The 20,844-nt window shown below is 64.8% G+C and carries 14 protein-coding genes; 3 read left to right on the forward strand and 11 right to left on the reverse strand.

Annotation, left to right across the window (positions count from 1 at the left end):
• Positions 1-52: 52 nt before the first annotated feature.
• The 7 genes from HGK27_RS12415 to HGK27_RS12445 are packed head-to-tail and all read right to left on the reverse strand — an operon-like array spanning position 53 to position 11,777.
• Positions 53-1,681 (reverse strand): GH35 family beta-galactosidase, encoded by a 1,629-nt coding sequence (locus tag HGK27_RS12415; RefSeq protein WP_206240935.1) that lies wholly within the window; start codon positions 1,679-1,681, stop codon positions 53-55.
• The gene (locus tag HGK27_RS12420; protein WP_206240936.1) at positions 1,681-3,153 is read right to left on the reverse strand and encodes a mannitol dehydrogenase family protein; all 1,473 of its coding nucleotides are present in this window, start codon (positions 3,151-3,153) and stop codon (positions 1,681-1,683) included. The genes HGK27_RS12415 and HGK27_RS12420 overlap by 1 nt, the downstream gene beginning before the upstream one ends.
• Positions 3,150-4,562 carry a glucuronate isomerase gene (gene uxaC / locus HGK27_RS12425; protein WP_206240940.1) on the reverse strand — a complete coding sequence of 471 codons (1,413 nt, stop codon included), beginning with the start codon at positions 4,560-4,562 and terminating at the stop codon, positions 3,150-3,152. Before uxaC ends, HGK27_RS12420 begins: the two co-directional genes overlap by 4 nt.
• Positions 4,559-5,830: an MFS transporter gene (locus HGK27_RS12430; RefSeq protein ID WP_206240942.1), complete on the reverse strand. Its 1,272-nt coding sequence runs from the start codon at positions 5,828-5,830 to the stop codon at positions 4,559-4,561. Before HGK27_RS12430 ends, uxaC begins: the two co-directional genes overlap by 4 nt.
• Positions 5,831-5,836: 6 nt before the next feature.
• On the reverse strand, positions 5,837-7,048 hold the full coding sequence (gene manD, locus HGK27_RS12435; RefSeq protein ID WP_206240943.1) for a D-mannonate dehydratase ManD: 1,212 nt from the start codon (positions 7,046-7,048) through the stop codon (positions 5,837-5,839).
• A gap of 14 nt (positions 7,049-7,062) precedes the next feature.
• The gene (locus HGK27_RS12440) at positions 7,063-9,426 is read right to left on the reverse strand and encodes a glycoside hydrolase family 3 N-terminal domain-containing protein (RefSeq protein ID WP_206240945.1); all 2,364 of its coding nucleotides are present in this window, start codon (positions 9,424-9,426) and stop codon (positions 7,063-7,065) included.
• Positions 9,423-11,777, reverse strand: a complete 2,355-nt coding sequence (locus HGK27_RS12445; RefSeq protein WP_407674637.1) for a glycoside hydrolase family 3 N-terminal domain-containing protein — start codon at positions 11,775-11,777, stop codon at positions 9,423-9,425. Before HGK27_RS12445 ends, HGK27_RS12440 begins: the two co-directional genes overlap by 4 nt.
• Before the next feature lie 190 nt (positions 11,778-11,967).
• Here HGK27_RS12445 and HGK27_RS12450 point away from each other — a divergent pair, with 190 nt between their 5' ends.
• From HGK27_RS12450 to HGK27_RS12460, 3 genes are all read left to right on the forward strand, one after another.
• Positions 11,968-14,136, forward strand: coding sequence for an alpha-glucuronidase family glycosyl hydrolase (locus HGK27_RS12450; RefSeq protein ID WP_206240949.1), 2,169 nt, complete (start codon positions 11,968-11,970; stop codon positions 14,134-14,136).
• A gap of 151 nt (positions 14,137-14,287) precedes the next feature.
• Positions 14,288-15,349: a LacI family DNA-binding transcriptional regulator gene (locus tag HGK27_RS12455; protein ID WP_206240951.1), complete on the forward strand. Its 1,062-nt coding sequence runs from the start codon at positions 14,288-14,290 to the stop codon at positions 15,347-15,349.
• 59 nt (positions 15,350-15,408) lie between these two features.
• Positions 15,409-16,464, forward strand: a complete 1,056-nt coding sequence (locus HGK27_RS12460) for a LacI family DNA-binding transcriptional regulator (protein ID WP_206240952.1) — start codon at positions 15,409-15,411, stop codon at positions 16,462-16,464.
• Positions 16,465-16,512: 48 nt separating this feature from the next.
• On the opposite strand, the gene HGK27_RS12465 is transcribed toward HGK27_RS12460, so the two are convergent.
• From HGK27_RS12465 to HGK27_RS12480, 4 genes are read right to left on the reverse strand one after another with little or no spacing between them, the layout of a single operon-like run.
• Positions 16,513-17,925, reverse strand: coding sequence for a sugar porter family MFS transporter (locus tag HGK27_RS12465; RefSeq protein ID WP_206240953.1), 1,413 nt, complete (start codon positions 17,923-17,925; stop codon positions 16,513-16,515).
• A gap of 29 nt (positions 17,926-17,954) precedes the next feature.
• Entirely contained in the window at positions 17,955-18,824 is an 870-nt protein-coding gene (locus HGK27_RS12470; protein ID WP_206240954.1) for an SMP-30/gluconolactonase/LRE family protein, read from the reverse strand.
• Positions 18,815-19,555: an SDR family NAD(P)-dependent oxidoreductase gene (locus tag HGK27_RS12475; RefSeq protein ID WP_206240956.1), complete on the reverse strand. Its 741-nt coding sequence runs from the start codon at positions 19,553-19,555 to the stop codon at positions 18,815-18,817. The genes HGK27_RS12470 and HGK27_RS12475 overlap by 10 nt, the downstream gene beginning before the upstream one ends.
• Before the next feature lie 3 nt (positions 19,556-19,558).
• Complete coding sequence (locus tag HGK27_RS12480) at positions 19,559-20,689, reverse strand: fumarylacetoacetate hydrolase family protein (protein ID WP_241127100.1); 1,131 nt, start codon at positions 20,687-20,689, stop codon at positions 19,559-19,561.
• Positions 20,690-20,844 lie beyond the last annotated feature (155 nt).

Consider the following 20,844-nt stretch of genomic DNA (forward strand, 5'->3'; position numbering starts at 1 on the left):
ACTGCTTGGTGTTTACTCCGACCACTCCGCCTGTCAAGCAAAGATCGCAAGCCTATTGGTAGCGATACAATTTTATCCGCTGGATCTGGAATTCCCCGGGCGCGAGCTGGATGTGCCGCCCCTGGTGAGTCTGGTCGCCATTGAGCAGACGGCCCGCAATCCAGCGGTGTTGGGCGTCGAAATGCCCCTCCCAAGCGCTGTCGATTCCGGCAAGGCGCCCACCGGGCCCGACAGGCTCAAAGGTAACGGTAACACCCTGCCCTGCCACGATATAGTCTTCCGGCCCGGTCTGCACGATCACCGCCCCGGCCTTGCCGGTTTCAGGCGTGGCCTCGGGCTTGACGATATCGGCAAAGCTGACGGTGAAGCGGTAATCGCCGATCCGCTCGGTAACGGGCTCATAGATCAGCGTGCCATCGTAAAGCGCGCGCGGTCGGAAGGCCGACATGCGCCCCAAGCCCTGCGCGCCGAGAATCTCGGGCGAGATCTGCTCCAGCACGTCATAGGCCCCGGCCAGAGCGCCCGGTTTCTCATCGACCGATTCGATGGAGAAGGGCCCGAAGCCGATCGCATCCAGCTTGCCGATGGCATAGAAGGCATTGCCCGGCACCTGCGGGTGATCGGCATTGTTGGCTTCGGGAATGAACAGCGGATTGTCGGGCCGCTTGTAGGTGTTCACGATATCAACGAAGTTGGTGAAATAGATATCGGGCGCCAGAAAATCGAGCGCAGGCGCCGCGGCCTTCCAGACATCGATCAGATGCGGCAAGGGGCCGCCGCTGGGATATTCACCGGGCGCGCGTCCGGGCCGGTTGAGCGCCACATTGACATACATCGGCAGGTCGTAAGCACCTTTCCCCGCGCGCGTCAGCCCATCGGCGAAGCGCGCGTAATGCCATGCGGTGAAGATTTCCTCCGACGCCGTGCCCGGCCCGAACACCTCGGCCCATGTGCCGCTGGTTTTGGCGCCATTGTCCTCCCAGCGCTGACGCATGGCGGGGACCAGCGTATCGTGATGCTGCTGGAGGTAGGTCATCAGCTCGGCGGGCACTTGGCCGCGATAGGCGGCATCGGCCTGCGCGCTGTAATCGCGCGCCACCGGCAGCATGCCGATCTCATTTTCCACCTGCACCATCAGCACGGTGTTCTGCTGGGCATCCACCGCCTTGATATGGGCGAGCAGCGCGGCGAAGATCTTCTGATCCGCCGCAAGGGTCGCGGGCGCCATGGAGGAAAGGATATCCACCCCCTGCCCGCTCGGCAGTTGAGCGCGCGGGAAACGGGCCTGATCCCGCTTCACCCAGGCAGGCACATAGGTCGACATGGAATTCTTCCACGCCCCGAACCACAGAAACACCAGATGCAGATTGTTGGCCCGCGCGTTGCGGATCAGCGTATCGACGCTGGACCAGTCATACTGGCCTTCCTTGGGCTCGATCAGCTCCCAGGAGACCGGCGCCAGCACGGTGTTGAGATGCATGGCGCGCAGGCGCTTCCAGTGGGGGGCCATATAGGCCTCACTGGTGTCGCTGCTGTTGCCGAGTTCGCCAGCCAGCAGCAGCATGGGCTTGCCCTGCACCTGCAACTGGGTGGCGGTGCCCTGTTTCACCAGCCTGGGCGCATCGGCCAGAGCGGGCGTTGCGACCAGGGAAAGGGCCGCCGCACAAGACAGCAATTTCATCACGAAACATCCTTGCAAAGAGCCAGCGCGGCCAGCGCGCCCTGCGTTTCCAGAAGGGTGAGCCAGCGGACCAATGCTGCGCGGAATGCTGCATGGTTTTGCAACGCGAGCGGCACGACGGCCTCAAGCCCCAGCACGGCATCCACCCGGGCTTCGGCATCCTTGGCCCCGGCCAGACGCTGCGCGATCACCCCGGCCAGCGGATCATCGATGGCGAAGGTTTCACCCCTGTCATTGCGCCCGGCCTGCCAGCGAATCCAGCCCGCCACCGCCAGAGACAAGGCCTCGATCCCCTGCCCCGCCGCCAGCCTTGCGGCGATCGGCGCCAGCAGACGTTGCGGCAGCTTCTGAGAGCCATCCATGGCGATCTGATGCGTGCGATGCATCAACGTGGGATTGTCAAAGCGCGCCATCAACGCTTGGCGATAGGCGGCGATGTCCAGCTCCGGCGGGGGCGACAGAGTGGTCTGCGCCTCATCCCATAGTTGTTCGACAAAAGCGCGGGCCTCGGGGCGTTCCAGCACCTCATGCACATGCGCGAGGCCCGCCAGACCGCCCAGATAGGCGATGCCGCTATGCGCGCCATTGAGCAAGCGCAGTTTAGCCTCCTCCCATGGGGCGACGGCGGCGGTCAGTTGTACGCCCGCGCCGAAGGCAGGGCGAGGCCCGCAGAAATGGTCCTCGGTCACCCATTGGGTGAAGGGCTCGGTCTTGACCATGGCTCGGTCTTCTACGCCGAGGCGCTGCGCCAGATCGGCAATATCCTGCTCCGTGGTGGCAGGCACGATGCGGTCCACCATGGTTTCAGGGAAAGCGCCATAGGCCTCGATCCACACGGCAAGGTCAGGATCGTGATGCCGCGCCAGAGCCAGCACCCCGCCGCGCAGCCGCGAACCATTGTGCGGCAGATTGTCGCAGGAGATCGCGGTGAAGGGCTTGAGCCCCGCCGCCCGGCGCATGGCCAATGCTGCAACGATATAGCCCAAAGCGGTTTGCGGCTTTTCCAGCGACAAGAGGTCTGCCGCCAGCTGCGCATCATCCTCGATCAGCGCGCCGCTGGATGGGTCCAGCTTGTAGCCCTTTTCGGTGATGGTCAGAGTGACGATATGGGTGTCCGGCGCGGCCATCACGGCCAGCAATTCCGCCGGAGCCTCCGGCGCGATCAGCACCTTTTGCACCGCGCCCATGATGCGGGCGGTCAGGGCCGCGCCATCGCGCACCAGCATGGTGTAAAGCCCATCTTGAGGCACCATCTGATCGCGCACTGTGGGCGAACGCAAGGACGCCGCCACAATGCCCCAGCGCAGATCGCCAGCGGCCAGCACATCATCGAACACTGCCGCCTGATGCGCGCGGTGAAAAGCGCCGATGCCCAGATGGATGACACCGGTCTTCACCGCGCCGCGATCATAGGAGGGGCGCAGCACATCGCCTGGCAGCTGGCTCAGCGTGGCTTCGGAAAGACGCGTCACAGCCGATACGCCTGCTTGGCCAGCCCATAGGACAGCGCATGGGCCAAGTCGAAAGCTTCGTCCTCCTCGATGCGGTGTTCGGCCACCAGACGGGCGAGGAAGCCGCAATCCATCCGCCGCGCCACATCATGCCGCGCAGGGATTGAGAGGAAGGCGCGCGTATCGTCGTTGAAGCCCACCGTGTTGTAGAAACCGGCGGTCTCGGTGACGTTTTCGCGGAAGCGGCGCATGCCTTCCGGGCTGTCATGGAACCACCAGGGCGGACCCAGCTTCAGCGCGGGATAGTGCCCCGCCAGCGGCGCCAGTTCGCGGGCATAAACATCCTCATCCAGCGTAAAGAGGATCAGCGTCAGGCGCGGATCATTGCCATAGAGGTCCAGCAACGGCTTCAAAGCGCGCACAAACTCGCCCGGCATCGGGATATCACCGCCCTTGTCACGCCCGAAGCGGCCCAAAACCGCATCGTTGTGGCTGCGCCAGACGCCGGGGTGAAGCTGCATCACCATGCCGTCCTCGATCGACATGCGCGCCATTTCCACCAGCATATGGCCGCGGAAGAGTTCGGCCTCCGCCGCGCTGACGGGGCCTGCCATCACCTTGGCGTAAAGCGCCTCGATCTCGGGGCGCGAGAGATGCGCGGTGAAGGCCGTGGGATGGCCGTGATCGGTGCTGGTGGCGCCCGCCGCGCGGAAATCGGCGCGGCGCTTTTCATGAGCGCGCAAGTAACCGGCGAAGCTGCCGACATCCTCGCCCGTCATGGCGCAGAAGGCTGTCACCTTTTCGATAAAGCGCGGATCGTCCGGGTCCATCACCGGGTCGGGGCGATAGGCGGTGACAACCTTGCCGCCCCAGCCGCTCTCACGGATCGCCTTGTGGTGGGTCAGCGGGTCCAGAGGCCCCTCGGTGGTGGCGATGGCCTCGATGTTGAAGCGCTCGAACAGGGCGCGGGGGCGGAATTCGGGGGTTTGCAGCGCGGCGTCGATGGTGTCGTAATAGAGGCTGGCGGTGGCTGGTTCCAGCCGCACATCAATGCCGAAAACCTGCGTAAAAACATAGTCCAGCCACATGCGCGAGGGGGTGCCCGCGAACAAATGGTAATGGGCGGCAAAGCGATCCCATATGGCGCGCGAATCGCTTTCGGTGGGGCTGCCATCGACCGTCGGGATGCCCAGTTGATCCAGCCCGACGCCCTGACTCATCAGCATACGGAAGACGTAATGGTCCGGCACGATCAGCAGATCAGAGGGGTTCGCGAAAGGCTCGTTATAGGCGAACCACGCCGGGTCGGTATGGCCGTGCGGGCTGATGATCGGCAGGTCGCTGACGGTGGCGTAAAGCGCCCGGGCGATATCGCGGGTGCGCGTTTCAGCCGGAAACAGGCGATCAGGATGGAGGCGAAGGGGCTTCATGCGGTTGTTTCCGAAAGCGAGACCGGCGCGTAACGCGGAACGATCAGGTGAAGGACAAACAGCGCCACCAGATAGGCGCAGGAGGCGAGGATAAAGATGGGCTGAAAGCTGCCGACCGTTTCCAGAATCATGCCGGCATATTTGGCCATCAGCATGCCGCCCAGCGCGCCCGAAAGCCCGCCGATGCCGATGACGGAGCCCGCCATCCAGCGCGGAAAGAGATCGCCCGGCAGAGCGTAAACATTGGCCGAAAAGCCCTGATGCGCGGCGCAGGCAAGGCCGATCAGCAGCACCGCCACCCACAGGCTGGGCGCCTGAGCGGCAAAGGCAATCGGCAGGGCAAACAGCGCGGCGCAGAACATCGCGCCCTTGCGCGCTCGGTTGATCGACCACCCGCGCCCCATCAGCCGCGAGGACAGCCAGCCCCCCGCCACCGATCCGACATCGGCCAGCAGGTAAACCGCGATCAAGGGCGGCCCGAAATCGAGCATTTTTACATGATACTGCCGGTTGAAGAAATCGGGCAGCCAGAACAGGAAGGTCCACCACACCGGATCGATCAGAAAGCGGCCCATCAAATAGGCCCATGTCTGGCGATGACGAAACAGGCTGAGCCATGGCACGGAACGCTGAGGCTCTGCAGGTTCGGCCTCGATCCAGGCGAGTTCTTCCGCCGAAAGGCCCACCTTGTCGCGCGGGCGGCGATAGATCGCCAGCCATGCCGCCAGCCACACCACCGTCAGCAGGCCGGTGAGGATAAAGGCCCAGCGCCAACCCAAGGTCACCGCGATCACCGGTACCAGCAGCGGCGTAACGATCGCGCCAACATTGGAGCCCGCGTTGAAGATGCCGATGGCCAGAGCCCGCTCGCGCCGGGGAAACCATTCATTGGTGGCGCTCAGCGCGGCGGGGAACGTCCCTGCCTCACCGATGGCCAGCGGGATGCGCGCCAGCAGCATGCCTCCGGTGGTGGTGAAGAAGACATGCATGACATGCCCGAGCGTCCACAATCCTACTGCCAATGCGTATCCTGCGCGTGCGCCGATCCGGTCGATTACGCGGCCGAACAGCACATAGGCCACGCCGTATCCCGCCTGAAACCAGATCGCGAGGCTGGCATAGCCGGTCTCGCTCCAGCCATAGCGGGCCTGAAGATCGGGTTTCAGCGTGGGCAGCACCAGCCGGTCGATATAGCTGAGCACCACGGCGGCAAACAGCAGGGCGCAGACCACCCAGCGGATTTTGCCTGAAGGTTTGGCCTGCTCCATGCGCGCTTACCAGTTGTACATCGTGCCATCTTCCAGCCGGTTCACCGGCAGGAAGGCGCGCTTGTATTCATACTTTGCGGCCAGCTCTTCATCGATCTCCACGCCGAGGCCCGGCTTCTCGCCCGGGTGCATCATGCCGTCTGCAAAGGTGTAGGCATGGGGGAAGACGGCATCGGTCTCCGCCGTGTGCTTCATATACTCCTGAATGCCGAAATTGGGCACCGAGAGGTCGAAATGCAGCGCAGCGGCCATGCAGACCGGCGAGAGATCGGTGGCGCCATGGCAGCCGGTGCGGATCTGATAGAGATCCGCCAGCGCCGCAATCCGGCGCAGATGAGTGATACCGCCCGCATGCACCACCGTGGCGCGGATATAGTCGATCAGCTGGTTCTGGATCAGATCCTTGGCGTCCCAGATCGAGTTGAAGATCTCGCCCACGGCCAGCGGCGCAGTGGTGTGCTGGCGGATCAGCTTGAAGGCCTCCTGATTTTCGGCAGGGGTGGCGTCTTCCAGCCAGAAGGGGCGGTAGGGCTCCAGATCCTTGCCCAGACGGCCCGCCTCGATGGGGGTGAGGCGGTGGTGGATGTCATGCAGCAGATGAACATCCCAGCCCAAAGCCTCGCGCGCGGCCTTGAAGAGTTCGGGCACCACGCGCAGATATTTGCTGGTGTTCCACACGTTTTCCGTGGGCAGATCGGAGTCAGCGGGCTCGTAGAAATATTTGTCCTTCGAGACGCCATAGGTGCTGGCCATGCCCGGCACGCCGCATTGCAGGCGGATCGCCTTGTAACCCTGCTTCTGATACTCCAGCGCGACGTTGATCGTATCCTCGATGCTGGTGCCATTGGCGTGGCCATAGACCATCACGCCCTCGCGGCTCGCCCCGCCCAGCAGCTGGTAGAGCGGCAGGCCGGCGATCTTGCCCTTGATGTCCCACAGCGCCGTGTCGACCGCGGCAATGGCGGTCATGGTGACGGGGCCGCGACGCCAGTAGGCGCCCTTGTAGAGATACTGCCAGATATCCTCGATGCGATGCGCGTCACGCCCGATCAGGCAGGGGATGATGTGATCCTGCAGATAACTCGCCACCGAGAGTTCGCGGCCATTGAGCGTGGCATCGCCAAGCCCGTAAACGCCCTCATCGGTCTCGATCTTGAGGGTAACGAAATTGCGGCCGGGGCAGGTCACGATGACCTTGGCGCCTGTGATGATGGGCATGGCTTTGATCCTGTTCAGACGATGTCGAGAGTAACGGTTTGCAGGGTTTCGCTGTCTGGCCCGACCATGATGTCGAAACGGCCGGGTTCGACGCGCTCGACCATGTTCAGATCCCACAGCGAGAAGGCATCGGGGCCGAGGGTGAAGCGCACCTCACGGCTTTCGCCCGGCGCCAGGGTGACGCGCTCGAAGCCCTTCAATTCCTTGATGGGGCGGGTGACGGAGGCCACCTGATCATGGATGTAAAGCTGCACCACCTCATCGCCCGCGCGGGAACCGGTGTTGCGCACATCGACGCTGACCATCACCTGCCCCTGCGTGCCGATCTGCGGCGCGGAAAGGCGCGGTTTGCTCATCTCGAAGCTGGTGTAGGAGAGGCCGAAGCCGAAGGGATACAGCGGCGAAATGTCTTCAAAAACATAGCCTCGCCGGGCGCTGGGCTTGCGGTTGTAGAAGATGGGGATCTGCCCCGCATTGCGCGCCACGGTGACGGGCAGCTTGGCACCGGGATTGACCGCGCCGAACAGGATATCGGTCATGGCCGTGCCGCCCTCCTGCCCCGGATACCAGCATTCCAGCAGAGCGTTGGCGCCTGCCGCCACGGCAGGATAGCTGGGCGGGCGGCCATTGATCGCGCAGACCACCACAGGTTTGCCCGTAGCCTTGAGCGCGGCGAAGAGATCATTCTGCTCGCCCACCAGATCGAGGCTGGTGCGGTCGCCCAGATGGTTTTTGGCGAAGCCCTCGCGGCTGGTCTGCTCGGTGTCGCCGATGGCCAGCAGGATGATGTCGGATGTCTGGGCCAGCTTGACCGCCTCGGCGATCAAGTCGCGGTTGCGGGCAGGATCGGCCAGCAGCACTTCGTCGCTGGAGCGGTCCTCGCTCTGGGTGATGAAGACGCCTTGGGCAAACTCCACCTGCGCCTTGCCTGCCAGATGGGCCTTCACGCCTTCCAGCAACGATACCGCCTGACGCGGCGTGCTGCTGTAACCGCCCAGACGCGCCACGGCGGCATTCGGCCCGATCACCGCCACACGCTTGTGAGCACCGGGCGTCAACGGCAGAATGCCATCGTTCTTGAGCAGCACGATCGAGCGATGCGCCGCCTTCAGCGCCAGAGCGCGGGCCTCGGCATTGCCGGTGATCCGGTCGAATTCCTTGTCGACGAAGGGGTTTTCAAACAGCCCGGCGCGGAATTTCAGGGTAAGCATACGCGCGCAGGCGGTGTCCACCGCTGCCTGCGGGACCTTGCCCTCGCGCACCTGCTGCACCAGCGTGCGGAACGCCAACCCATCGGGCAGCTCGCAATCGACGCCCGCCGCCAGAGCATGACGCGCCGCCGCTTCCAGATCGGCGGCCACATGGTGGATCGTATCCAGCTCCGGCACCGCGCCGTAATCGCTGATCACCGCGCCATCGAAGCCCCATTCGCCACGCAGCACCTGCGTGAGCAGCCAGCGGTTCTGATGGCTGGGCACGCCGTCGATCTCATTGTAGCTGGGCATCACCGCGCCGATGCCGGTGCGTTTTACAACCTCTCGGAAGGGCGGCAGGAAGTTCTCGCGCAATTCGCGCTGCGAGATCGGCGCGGGGGCGATGTTGTCGCCGCTCTGGGGCTGGCCGTGGCCGGTCATATGCTTGAGCGTGGCGAACACCTTGCCCGGGGGCAGCTCACGCCCCTCACCCTGCAGGCCCAGCACGGCGGAGACGCCCATTTCCCCGCAGAGATAGGGGTCCTCGCCATAGGTTTCCTCGATGCGGCCCCAGCGCGGATCGCGGGCGATGTCCACCACCGGCGAGAGCGCCAGATGCACGCCGCGCGCCCGCACCTCGCGCGCGATCACCGACTGGACATCATGCATCAACTGCCGGTCGAAGCTGCCCGCCAGACCGATGGCCATGGGGAACATGGTGGCGTCAGTCGCCATATAGCCATGCAGCGCTTCCTCATGGAACAGCACCGGAATGCCGAGGCGCGTTTCGTTGCGCGCCCATGTCTGCACAGCGTTGATAAAGCTGACCGTATCGGCAGGCGTGCGCCAGCGCGCGCCCACGCCGCCCGCCTGTGTCGAGCCATTGGGCGCCCCGCGCCGGTCCGAAGGCCGGGTGATCTGGCCGAAGCTGGCCGGATAGGCCGCGCTGGCCTTCTTAGGCGAGAAGGTGAGATCATCCATCACCTGCGCCTTGGTGGCCCAAAGCGCGATGATCTGCCCGACCTTCTCCTCCAGCGTCATGCGTGAGAGCAGATCGCGCACCCGCAGATCCACCGGCGCAGCGGCATCCTTGTAGAGCGGCCTCGTCGCCGCCGCACCCGCACGGCTGGCCGCCAGCATCGCGCTGCTGGCCAGCAGCCCGCCCAGAACTTGCCGCCGGATCATGGTGCCACCGTCAGCGTGGTGGTCTTGAGATCGACCGAATTGTCGCCGGTCATGATCTCGAAATCGCCGGGCTCGACGACGCGCTGCATCTGATCGTTCCACATCTGCAAGGCCTCGGGTCCGATGTTGAAGGTGACGGTGCGGGTCTCGCCGGGTTTGAGCGTGATGCGTTCAAAGCCCTTCAGCTCCTTGATGGGCCGCGTGACCGAGCTGACCTTGTCGCGGATGTAGAGCTGCACCACCTCATCACCCAGACGATTGCCCGTGTTGCGCACATCGACCGAGACCGTCGCCTGCCCCGCCTTGCCGATGGTCGCCGCCGAGAGACGCGGCGCGGAAAGATCAAACGTGGTGTAGCTCAGCCCGAAACCAAAGGGATAGAGCGGCGCGGTGGTGTCGAACAGATAGCCGCGCCGCGCACTGGGCTTGGCATTGTAGAACACCGGCAGCTGCCCCACCGAGCGCGCAACGGTGACCGGCAGATGACCGCCGGGGTTCACATCGCCGAAGAGCACATCGGCCACGGCATTGCCGCCCTGCTCGCCCAGATACCAGCCTTCGAGGATGGCATTGGCCTGCTCCGACACCTTTACGATGGAGGGCGGGCGGCCATTGATCAGCACCACGGTGATCGGCTTGCCCAGCGCCTTGAGCGCATCGAACAATTCCTGCTGCTCACCCACCAGATCGAGGCTGGGGCGGTCGCCCAGATGGTTGTCGGCCCAGCCCTCGCGGCTGGATTGTTCGGTGTCGCCAAGGGTCAGCACGATGCGGTCGACGCCGCGCGCCGCCTCCACCGCCGCCGCGATCAGCTTGCGGTTTTCCGCCGGATCGGACTTGGTGACCTTGTCGGCCCACCAATCGTCATCCTCGGTGATCTTCACGCCCTGCGCGAAGACGATCTTCGCCTTGTCGCCCACGCGCGCCTTGATGCCGTCGAGGATCGAGACCTTATGCGGCGGTTGGCCGTAATAGCCGCCCAGACGGGCCACCGCCGCGCTCGGTCCGATGACGGCAATCGTGCCCTCGGGCTTCAGCGGCAGCATGCCATCGTTCTTGAGCAAGGTGATCGAACGCTGCGCCGCCGTCAGCGCCAAAGCGCGAGCCTGCGCATCGTTGGTCAGCTTTTCGGCCGCCGCGGCATCGGCATAGGGATGTTCGAAAAGCCCGGCGCGGAATTTGAGGTCCAGCATGCGGCGCACGGCTTTATCCACCTGCGCCTCGCTGACGCGGCCCTCGCGCACCGCCTTGCCCAAAGTGCTGTAGGACAGGCCCTCGGGCAGATCGGCGTCCACGCCCGCATCCAGCGCGCGCCTTGCCGCGCCCTCCAGATCGGGGGCGATATGGTGGATGCTCATCAGCTGATCGACAGCCGAATAATCGCTGACCACCGCGCCCTTGAAGCCCCATTCGCCGCGCAGCACCTTTTCCAGCAGCCACTTGTTGGCATGGGAGGGCACGCCGTCGATCTCATTGTAGCTGGCCATCACCGCCTCGATGCCGGTGCGCTTCACCACCTGTTCGAAGGGCGGGAAGAAGTTCTCGCGCAGCTCGCGCTCGGAGATCGGCGCGGGGCCGACATTGGTGCCGCTCTCGGGCTGACCATGGCCGGTGAGATGCTTGAGCGTGGCAAAGACATGGCCCGGCGTCAGCTGGCGCGCATGGCCGGGGCCCTGCAGGCCCTCCACCGCCGCCACGCCCATTTCGCCGACGAGATAGGGGTCCTCGCCATAGGTTTCCTCGATACGGCCCCAGCGCGGATCGCGGGCGATATCGACCACCGGCGCCAGCACCTGAGACACGCCGCGCACCCGGATTTCCCTTGCGATCACGCTGTTGACCGCGCGCAACATCGCCGGGTCCCAAGAAGAGGCCATGGCGATGGATTGTGGAAAGCTGGTGGCGCCAACGGCAGCGTAGCCATGCAGCCCTTCCTCATGGAACAGGATCGGGATACCCAGCCGCGTCTGGGTCGTGGCCCAATGCTGCAGGGCATTGACCAGCGCCACCGTCTGCGCCGGATTGCGCCCCGGCAGCACGCGCGGGCTAACCGAGCCCTTGGCGTCCGAAGGGCGCGTGAACTGCCCCAGCCCGTTGGGATAATGCGATGCCAGCTTCGCGGGATCGAGCTGCAGCTTCGCATCGAAAATCTCGGATTTGGCATCCCAGACGGCGGTGATCTGGGCGATCTTCTCATCCAGCGTCATGCGCGCGATCAGATCGTCAACCCGCGCCTCGATGGGAGCGTTAGCATCCTTGTAGACCGCCCCTGCCGCTGCGGCCTTCACACTGGCCGCCCGAGCAACCGCCGCCCCCGGCGGAAGCGCCGAAAGGGCCGTAACCATGGCCATTGCAGATGCGGCGCGCAGCGCAGATCCACGGATCTGACAGGACTTGAACATGGAACCCCTCTCCAGCGGCATATATGGCGACCGATTTTTCTTGCCGCATCACCTTTGATAGCGTTAACATCACTCAAACAGGATAGGCTTGTCAATGCCCATCGGCGCGATGACAGCGAGAAGATTCGGGAGAGAGAGAATGTGGTCTCGGCTATGCTGCTGGCTGCTTGCCTGCGCCACGCTGTGCGCGACAATGGCCCTTGCCCCAGCCGCAAGGGCTGAGGACGGCTACAAGCTATGGTTGCGCTACGCCCCCTTGCAGGGCGCGGCTCTGCAAGGGGCAACCATCCATGCCAAAGCCATCATGGGCCCCGCGCAAGGCCCCAGCGCTCTGGCCGCCGAGGCCGAATTGCAGCGCGGCTTTGCCAGCCTGACCGGCAAGGCACCGCAGACCACGCAAAACCTCACCGATGGCGCGATCTGGCTGGCAACGCCTGCCACTTCCCCCACCCCGCTGCCGGTCTCGCTGAAGGCTCTGGGCGAGGAAGGCTATGCGATTCGCACCATCCAGACGCAGGGCAAGACCGTCACGCTGATCGCCGCCAACCGCGACATCGGCCTGCTTTACGGCGCCTTTCACCTGCTGCGGCTGGCCTCCTCCGGCGCCGATCTTGCCCATCTGGACATCACCAGCGCCCCGCGCATCAGGCTGCGCATGCTCAACCATTGGGACAATCTCGATGGCACGGTCGAGCGCGGCTATGCCGGCGCCTCGATCTGGGACTGGTGGCACCTGCCCGACTTCACAGACCCGCGCTACACCGATTACGCCCGCGCCAATGCCTCGATCGGCATCAACGGCACGGTGCTCAACAATGTGAACGCCAAGGCCGACAGCCTGACCGCGCCCTACATCGCCAAGGCTGCCGCGCTGGCTGCCGTGTTCCGCCCCTATGGCATCAAGGTTTACCTCTCCGCCAAATGGAGCGCCCCCATCGAGATCGGCGGGCTGAAAACCGCCGATCCGCTCGACCCGCAAGTCGCCGCATGGTGGGCCGCCAAGGCCGATGAGATCTACGCCGCCATCCCCGATTTCGGCGGCTTTCTGGTCAAGGCCAACAGCGAGGGTCAACCCGGCCCTCAGGACTATCACCGCACTCATGCCGATGGCGCCAACATGCTGGCCGCTGCCGTAAAGCCTCATGGCGGCGTGGTGATCTGGCGTGCCTTCGTCTATGCGGCGGGCGCTCAGAAAGATCCGCGCCTCGATGACCGCGCCAAGCAGGCCTATGATGATTTCAAGCCGCTCGACGGCCAGTTTGCCGACAATGTGATGGTGCAGGTGAAGAACGGCGCCATCGACTTCCAGCCGCGCGAGCCCTTCCATCCGCTGTTCGGTGCCATGCCCAAGACGCCGCTGATGATGGAATTCCAGATCACCAAGGAATACATCGGCCAGTCCACGCATCTCACCTATCTGGGGCCGCTATTCGAGGAAACGCTGCGCGCCGACACCGGCACCGGCGGCACGGTTGCTGATGTGGTCGATGGCACGCTGAACCACCACAGGCTGACCGGCATCGCGGGCATCGCCAACATCGGCACGGACCGCAACTGGTCGGGCTCCATCTTCAATCAGGCCGACTGGTATGCCTTCGGGCGCCTCGCCTGGGATCCGCAGCTTGCCGCGCAGCAAATCGCTCAGGAATGGGCGGCACAGACCTTCTCGCCCGATCCGCGCGTGGTGGCGCCCGTCACCGCCATGATGGCTGGATCGCGTGAGGCGGCGGTGGATTACATGACCCCGCTCGGTCTGGCTCATTTGATGGGCACGGGGCACCATTACGGCCCCGCTCCATGGATCTCCGATCTGGCCCGCCCGGAATGGAACCCGGTCTATTACCACCGCGCCGACGCGCAAGGCATCGGTTTCGACCGCACCGCCAAGGGCAGCGACGCCATTGCGCAATATGCCCCGCCCGTCGCCGCACGCCTGTCAAAGCTGGAGACCACGCCGGAGAAGGAATGGCTCTGGTTCCATCATGTCAGTTGGGACCAGAAGCTGGCCTCGGGCGATACGCTGTGGGATGGGCTGGTCCATCATTATGACCATGGCGTGGCCTATGTCGCGGGCATGCAGGCGACATGGGACAGCCTGCGCCCGCTGATCGATGCCGAGCGCTTCACCCAGACGCAAAGCTATCTGGCGATCCAGCACCGTGAGGCGCAATGGTGGCGTGATGCCAGCATCGCCTATTTCCAGTCGATCAGCCGCCGCCCCCTGCCCGCCGGAGCCGCCGCGCCAGCCCACACGCTGGACTGGTACAAGGCGCTGCGCTTCCCCTATGCGCCGGGCAATCCCAAATAGGGAGGGGCCGAAACAAGCCTTCATGTTAGCGAAAACATCCTCCTTTGGCACTGGTTCATAACATTCCGCTGGCGGTTTGCGGTGTTTTCGCTAACATTTTTACCAAAGGGCACACGATAGCCCCCTGATATCGCCTCCAGATTGACCGTCCATGGATCACAAAGACTCCCGCGCCCCCACGATCATCGATGTTGCCAGAGAGGCCGGTGTCTCGCCAATGACCGTGTCACGCGTGGTCAACGGCAAGCAGGCGGTACGCCAGGCCACGCGTGAGGCGGTGCAGGCCGCCATCGCCGCACTCGGCTATGCCCCCAGCGCGGCGGCGCGGGCACTGGCAGGCGGCGAGGAAATCCGCATCTGCCTGCTGTTTTCCAACCCCTCCACCTCCTTCCTCTCCGAATTGCTGATGGGCAGTCTGGAACAGGCCAGCCACCACAATGTGATGCTGGCGGTGGAAAAGCTGGCCGAGCCGCTCTCGGTCGAGGCGGTGCTGGCCCATCTCAAACATGCGCGGATCAACGGCATCATCCTGCCCCCGCCGCTTTGCGATTCCCCCGAAATGCTGGCGGCCCTGCGCGACGCCGGTATCCGTGCCGTCACGCTGGCGGCCAGCCATCGGCCCGATCACTTCTCCTCGATCAATATGGACGACCGGCTCGCCGCGCGGGAAATGACCCGCCATCTGGTCGCGCTGGGCCATCGCCGCATCGGCTTCGTGAAGGGCAATCCGGCCTATAACTCGGGCCAGCGCCGGTTCGAGGGCTATGTCGCCGCGCTGGCCGATGCCGGTCTGCCGCTCGATGAGACGCTGATCGCGCAGGGGCTGTTCAACTATCGCTCGGGCCTCGATGCCGCCGAGCACTTGCTCGATCTGCCCGAGCCGCCCACCGCCATCTTCGCCTGCAACGATGATATGGCCGCCGCCGCCGTGGCCATCGCCCATGGGCGCGGGCTGGATGTGCCGGGCGACCTCACCGTCTGCGGTTTCGACGATACGCCGCTGGCCACCACCATCTGGCCGGAGCTGACCACCATCCACCAGCCGATCAGCGATATGGCCCGCGCCGCCGTCGACCTGCTGGTGCGCGATTTGCGCGAACAGCGCGGCGATGCCCCTGACGAGCCTGCGCATATGCTGCTCGATTTCAAGCTGGTGCGCCGCCAGTCCGATGCCGCGCCCCGCCGGCGCCCGCGCGGAAGGCCGAAAGCTTAAGGTGCGGCGCTTTCATTTCCATAACTTGCATTTCACCGGGCGCGAGGCTTTATGACACAATGACCAAGCCCCGTTCCCGCAGCCAGCGCAACGCGCCGACCATTGCCGATGTTGCCCGCCACGCCGGGGTCTCCCCCATGACCGTTTCGCGCGTGATCAATGAGGGCACCATGGTGCGCGCCACCACGCGCGAAAAGGTCGAGGCGGCGATTGCGGCGCTCAATTACGCGCCTTCGGCAGCGGCGCGGCAATTGGCGGGCGGCGACGATACGCGCATCGCGCTGGTCTATTCCAACCCTTCCTCGACCTATCTGTCCGAATTTCTGATGGGCAGTCTGGATCGCGCTGCCAGCCTCAACGTCACGCTGACGGTCGAGCGCTTCGGTGAGGATGCCGATCTGGCCGATCTGATCACCCGTATGCAGCGCGGGCGCCTGAACGGCGTGCTGCTGCCCCCGCCCCTGTGCGAGAATGAGGCGATGCTCGCTGCGCTGCGCAAGGAAGGGCTGGCGGTCGTCGCGGTGGCGGCGGGCGTGCCGCGTCCGGAGATCGCCTCGGTCGGCATCGATGATTTCCATGCCGCCGAAACCATGACCAGCCATCTGATCGCGCTGGGCCATCGCCGCATCGGCTTTATCAAGGGCAACCCCGATCAGAGCGCCAGCGAAAGGCGCTATGAAGGCTATCTTGCCGCGCTGGAGCAGGCGGGGATCGCGCTCGATCCCTCGATCGTGGCGCAGGGCTATTTCATCTATCGCTCGGGTCTGGATGCCGCTTCGGACATTCTCGATGCCGCCGAGCCGCCCACCGCCATCTTCGCCAGCAATGACGATATGGCCGCCGCCACCGTGGCCACGGCCCATGCGCGGCATCTGGATGTGCCGGGCGATCTCACTGTCTGCGGTTTCGACGATACGCCGATGGCCACCACCATCTGGCCGGAGTTGACCACCATCCGCCAGCCGATCAGCGATATGGCGCGCGCGGCGATGGACCTGCTGGCCAGCATGATCCGCAACCCTGACGATGGCGCGGAGGTCCGCCACGACCGGCTGGACTATCAGCTGATCCGTCGCCAGTCCGATGCCAGCCCGGCGCGCAAGCGCAAAAAATAAGGCGGGCGGTTTGACCCGCCCGCCTCTTCAGACAATCCGGGCTTTCTTTTACCCTTCCATCTCTTCCAGCTCGCGCCCCTTGGTCTCATGCACAAGGCCGCGCACGAAGATGAAGGACAGCGCCGCGAAACCGGCATAACCCGCATAGGTCACCGCCAGACCCGGCGAGACGACCAGCGCCGGGAAGCTGACCGAGATCGCCGCATTGGCGATCCACTGCGCAAAGCCCGACACCGCCAGACCCGAGCCACGGATCTGGTTGGGGAACATCTCGCCCAGCATGACCCACATGATCGGGCCCCAGCTCATGTTGAAGAACAGCGTATAGAGATTGGCCGCGACCAGCGCGATCATCCCATGGTTGCCCGGCAGCGCCATCACGCCATCGACACCCTGCGTCGCGGTCGAGAAAGCCCAGGCCACCGTGGCCAAAGTGACAGTCATGCCCGCCGAGCCGATCAGCAGCAGCGGCTTGCGCCCGATGCGGTCGACCAGCGCGAGCGTGGCAAGGCAACCACCGATCGAGATCACGCCGGAAATGATGTTGATCTGCAGCGCGTCAGCCTCGGAGAAGCCCACGGCCTGCCACAGGGTGGCGCCATAATAGAACACCACATTGATGCCGACGAACTGCTGGAACACGGCCAGACCGATGCCCGTCCACACCAGCTTGCGGATGCGACCGGTGGCCGGGTCCTTCAGATCGGCCAGCGAGGGACGGTGATGATCCGAAGCAAGGCTCTGGCGGATTTCCACCAGCTTGCGCGCGGCAGCGCCGGCGCCCAGCAGGCGGGTCAGCACGGACTGCGCCTCCCCCTCGCGCCCGATGGCGACGAGATAGCGCGGGCTTTCGGGAATGACCTGCAGCGCGAGGAAATAGATCGCGGCGGGTGCGGCCTGCAGCCAGAACATCCAGCGCCATGCCGGTTGCCCGGCCCACAGCGTCGCGGTCGAGCCGCCCGCGTAATGGGCCAGCACATAGTTGACCACGAAAGCGCCGGTCAGGCCGGTGATGATCATCACCTGCTGCACGCTGGAGAGACGGCCACGCACGCTGGCGGGCACCACCTCGGAAATATAGACCGGCGAGATCACCGAGGCCGCGCCCACGCCCAGCCCGCCGATGATGCGCGCAAAGATGAAGATCGCCGAGGAACCTGCCGCACCTGCCAGCAGCGCGCTGACCAGAAACAGCACCGCCGCCGTCTTCATCACGCCGCGCCGCCCGATGCGGTCGGCCAGACGCCCGGCGCCAAAAGCACCGATCGAGCTGCCAACCAGAATGGCGCCGACATTGATGCCGATGCCCACCTTGCCCAGATCGAAGGCGGCCTCCAGACCCTTTTGCGTGCCGTTGATCACGCCCGAGTCATAGCCGAACATAAAGCCGCCAATGGTCGCCACCGCCACAATCGCGGCGATGAAGCCCATATTGGCCTTCTCTATTGTGTTGTCATGCATCCTGCCCATCCCTCTTATAGTCTTATGATTTACACGCGGGCGATATGGCCTTCCAGCCCCGCCACGCCTGCATCGAAGGCGAACAGAGCGCCCGCCAGAGGCTGGGCCGCGCGTTCCGCCTCCGTCAGCCCCTTGGCCGCCGTGGTGGCATAGGCGGTGCGCAGATCGGGCCCGCCAAAGGCGATCTTGGTGATGTTGGCCACCGGCATCGGCACGGTGGCGATCAGCCGCCCGCTGGGATCATAGCGCCGCACGCCCCAGCCCGCGAAAAGGCCGACCCACAGGCAACCCTCGGCATCAACAGTCGGGCCATCGGGATAGCCCGCGCCATCCTCGATCTCGGCGAAGAGGCTGGTTTCAATGACCTTACCCGCTTCCACCCGGCTCGCCCAGATGCGGCAACCCAGCGTGTCGTGGTGATAGAGCGTGGTGCCGTCCGGCGAAAAGGCCGGGCCGTTGGTGATGCTGACGGGCGGCAGGCCGGTGTCGGCGCAGATGCCATCATGCAGACGCCAGATGCGGCCCGTGTCCTCGGCCTCGGCATCGTCCATCGAGCCGAACCAGATCGCGCCATCGGCGGCCACCGTCGCATCGTTGAGGCGATTGCCGGGGCGGCCAGCCTCGGGCGCGTGCAGCAGGGCGAAGCTGCCCGTGGCGGTATCGAAGCGATGCACGCCCGTCTGAAGCCCGGCGATCATCCCGCCGCCCTCGCAAGGCAGCACCCAGCCGACCTGCGCGGGCGCCGCCCAGCTTTGCCGCGCGCCGCTGGCCGGATCGAAGCGATGTACGGCGGGCGCCTTGATGTCGACGAACCACAGCGCCGCATCGCGCGCCACCCACACCGGGCCTTCGCCCAGCGTGGCGCCCAAAGGCCAAATTGGCTCAGGGCTCAGCGCCATCCGGCATCGACCCAATAGTTGTGCCCGGTGATCAGCCGCGCATCGTCAGACGCGAGGAACAGCGCCAGCGCCGCCACATCGGCAGGCATCAGGCGGCCATCCATGCATTGCGCCGCCACGATCTCGGCCTCGCCCTCAGGCGTGTACCATTGCTCCTGACGGGGGGTCTTCACATTGCCCGGAATGATCGCGGTGACGCGGATGTTGTCACGCCCCAGCTCGCGGGCGAGGCCGCGCGTCATGCCTTCGATGGCGGCCTTGGCGGTTTCGTAAAGCACCAGATCGGCCAGACCCAGATGCCAGCTGATCGAGCCGAGGTTGATGATCGCCCCGCCGCCCGCGCGCTTCATCGCGGGCACGGCGGCTTGCGCCACAAAGAACTGATGGCGCAGATTGACCGCCATGCGCTCGTCCCAATAGGCGGGCGTCACATCGGCGATGCTGTGGCGGTCGTCATTGGCGGCATTGTTGACGATGATGTCGATGCCGCCAAGCTCGGCTTCGACCTGCGCCATCATGGCCTGAACGGCCTCGATATCGCGCAGATCGCAGCGGTGGAAATGAGCGCCCAAACGCTGGGCAACAGCGTCACCCGCGTCCTGAGCGATGTCGCAGAAAGCAACATGCGCGCCCTGCGCCACAAAGGCCTCGACAAAGCCCTCGCCGATGCCGCTGGCGCCGCCGCTGATGAAAACGCGCTTGCCCTTCAGGCTGGGATAGATCGCCCGCATGGTTTACGCCCCCGCCTTCAGCAGACCGCGCTGCGCCAGATTGGCATAAAGCGCGCCGATACCCTGAGTCCAGGGCGCCGCATCGCGCGAAGTGACCACCGTGTTGACCAGACGGCCCAGACGCGGCGTGGCGATCGAGACCACATCGCCCACCTTATGGGTGAAGCCCCGGCCCGGATCGTCACGATCCTGCACGGGGGCGAACAGCGTGCCGAGGAACAGCACGAAACCATCGGGATACTGATGCTCGCTCAGCGTCTGGCGCACCAGATCGAGCGGATCGCGGCTGATCTGGTTCATCGAGGAATGGCCCTCAAGGCGATAGCCCTCGGGCCCGTCGATCACCAGCTCGACCTCGGCATTGCGCACATCGTCGATTGTGAAGCTGTCGTCGAACAGGCGCACCAGCGGGCCGACCGAGCAGGAGGCGTTGTTGTCCTTCGCCTTGCCCAGCAGGAGCGCGCTGCGGCCCTCGATGTCGCGCAGATTGACATCATTGCCCAAAGTGGCGCCGACCGTCTCGCCAGCGGCATTGACCAGCAGCACGACTTCGGGCTCGGGGTTGTTCCAGGTGGAGTCCGAACGTACGCCGATCTCGGCCTGCGAACCCACCGTGGCCAGCACGGGCGCCTTGGTGAAGACCTCGGCGTAAGGCCCGATGGCAACTTCCAGATATTGCGACCACAGGCCATCAGCGATCAGCAGTTCTTTCAGCGCCTCGGCCTCGGCGGAACCGGGCACCACGCTGCGGATGGAACCGCCCACGCGGGCCTCGATGCGGGCGCGGATCTCCTGCGCCTTGCCCGCGTCACCGCGCGCGCGCTCCTCGATCACGCGCTCCAGCGTGGAAGTGGCGAAGGTCACGCCCGCCGCCTTCACGCATTGCAGATCGATGGGGCTGAGCAGCGGCAGATCCAGCGTATCGAGCGAGCCCAAAATCACCCCGCCCGCAGCGGAAAGCGGCAGCATCTCAACCAGCTGCGACACGGTGGGGGCGACATGCGACATGTCATAGACCTCGCCGCCGATCACCAGAATGGGGCTTGGCCCCTGCGCGGTCTGTACGCGGCCGAGGAATTGGCCCTCGCGCCAGTCGGCAGGCAGCACGTCTGCCAGGGCAGCATGATCGGACACGTTTCTCTCCCGGGTCTTCAGGTTATTGACAAAAACTGATAGCGCTATCATTACGCTTATCGCGCCGCTGTCAAGCCTTTTGATGGCGCAGCGCGAACGAAACAAACGAATGGGTGAGAGATGTCCACACCAACAGATGGTTGTAACCTCTGGCA

The organism is Novosphingobium terrae (assembly GCF_017163935.1).
GTDB classification, from domain to species: domain Bacteria; phylum Pseudomonadota; class Alphaproteobacteria; order Sphingomonadales; family Sphingomonadaceae; genus Novosphingobium; species Novosphingobium terrae.

Bases quoted from the DNA above. Each gene is read 5' to 3' on its own strand.
- HGK27_RS12445 (WP_407674637.1), bottom strand. From the start codon at position 11,777: ATGGCCATGGTTACGGCCCTTTCGGCGCTTCCGCCGGGGGCGGCGGTT.
- HGK27_RS12465 (WP_206240953.1), bottom strand. From the start codon at position 17,925: ATGCATGACAACACAATAGAGAAGGCCAATATGGGCTTCATCGCCGCG.
- HGK27_RS12440 (WP_206240945.1), bottom strand. From the start codon at position 9,426: ATGATCCGGCGGCAAGTTCTGGGCGGGCTGCTGGCCAGCAGCGCGATG.
- manD (WP_206240943.1), bottom strand. From the start codon at position 7,048: ATGCCCATCATCACAGGCGCCAAGGTCATCGTGACCTGCCCCGGCCGC.
- HGK27_RS12450 (WP_206240949.1), top strand. From the start codon at position 11,968: ATGTGGTCTCGGCTATGCTGCTGGCTGCTTGCCTGCGCCACGCTGTGC.
- HGK27_RS12415 (WP_206240935.1), bottom strand. From the start codon at position 1,681: ATGAAATTGCTGTCTTGTGCGGCGGCCCTTTCCCTGGTCGCAACGCCC.
- HGK27_RS12455 (WP_206240951.1), top strand. From the start codon at position 14,288: ATGGATCACAAAGACTCCCGCGCCCCCACGATCATCGATGTTGCCAGA.
- HGK27_RS12475 (WP_206240956.1), bottom strand. From the start codon at position 19,555: ATGCGGGCGATCTATCCCAGCCTGAAGGGCAAGCGCGTTTTCATCAGC.
- HGK27_RS12470 (WP_206240954.1), bottom strand. From the start codon at position 18,824: ATGGCGCTGAGCCCTGAGCCAATTTGGCCTTTGGGCGCCACGCTGGGC.
- HGK27_RS12460 (WP_206240952.1), top strand. From the start codon at position 15,409: ATGACCAAGCCCCGTTCCCGCAGCCAGCGCAACGCGCCGACCATTGCC.
- HGK27_RS12430 (WP_206240942.1), bottom strand. From the start codon at position 5,830: ATGGAGCAGGCCAAACCTTCAGGCAAAATCCGCTGGGTGGTCTGCGCC.
- uxaC (WP_206240940.1), bottom strand. From the start codon at position 4,562: ATGAAGCCCCTTCGCCTCCATCCTGATCGCCTGTTTCCGGCTGAAACG.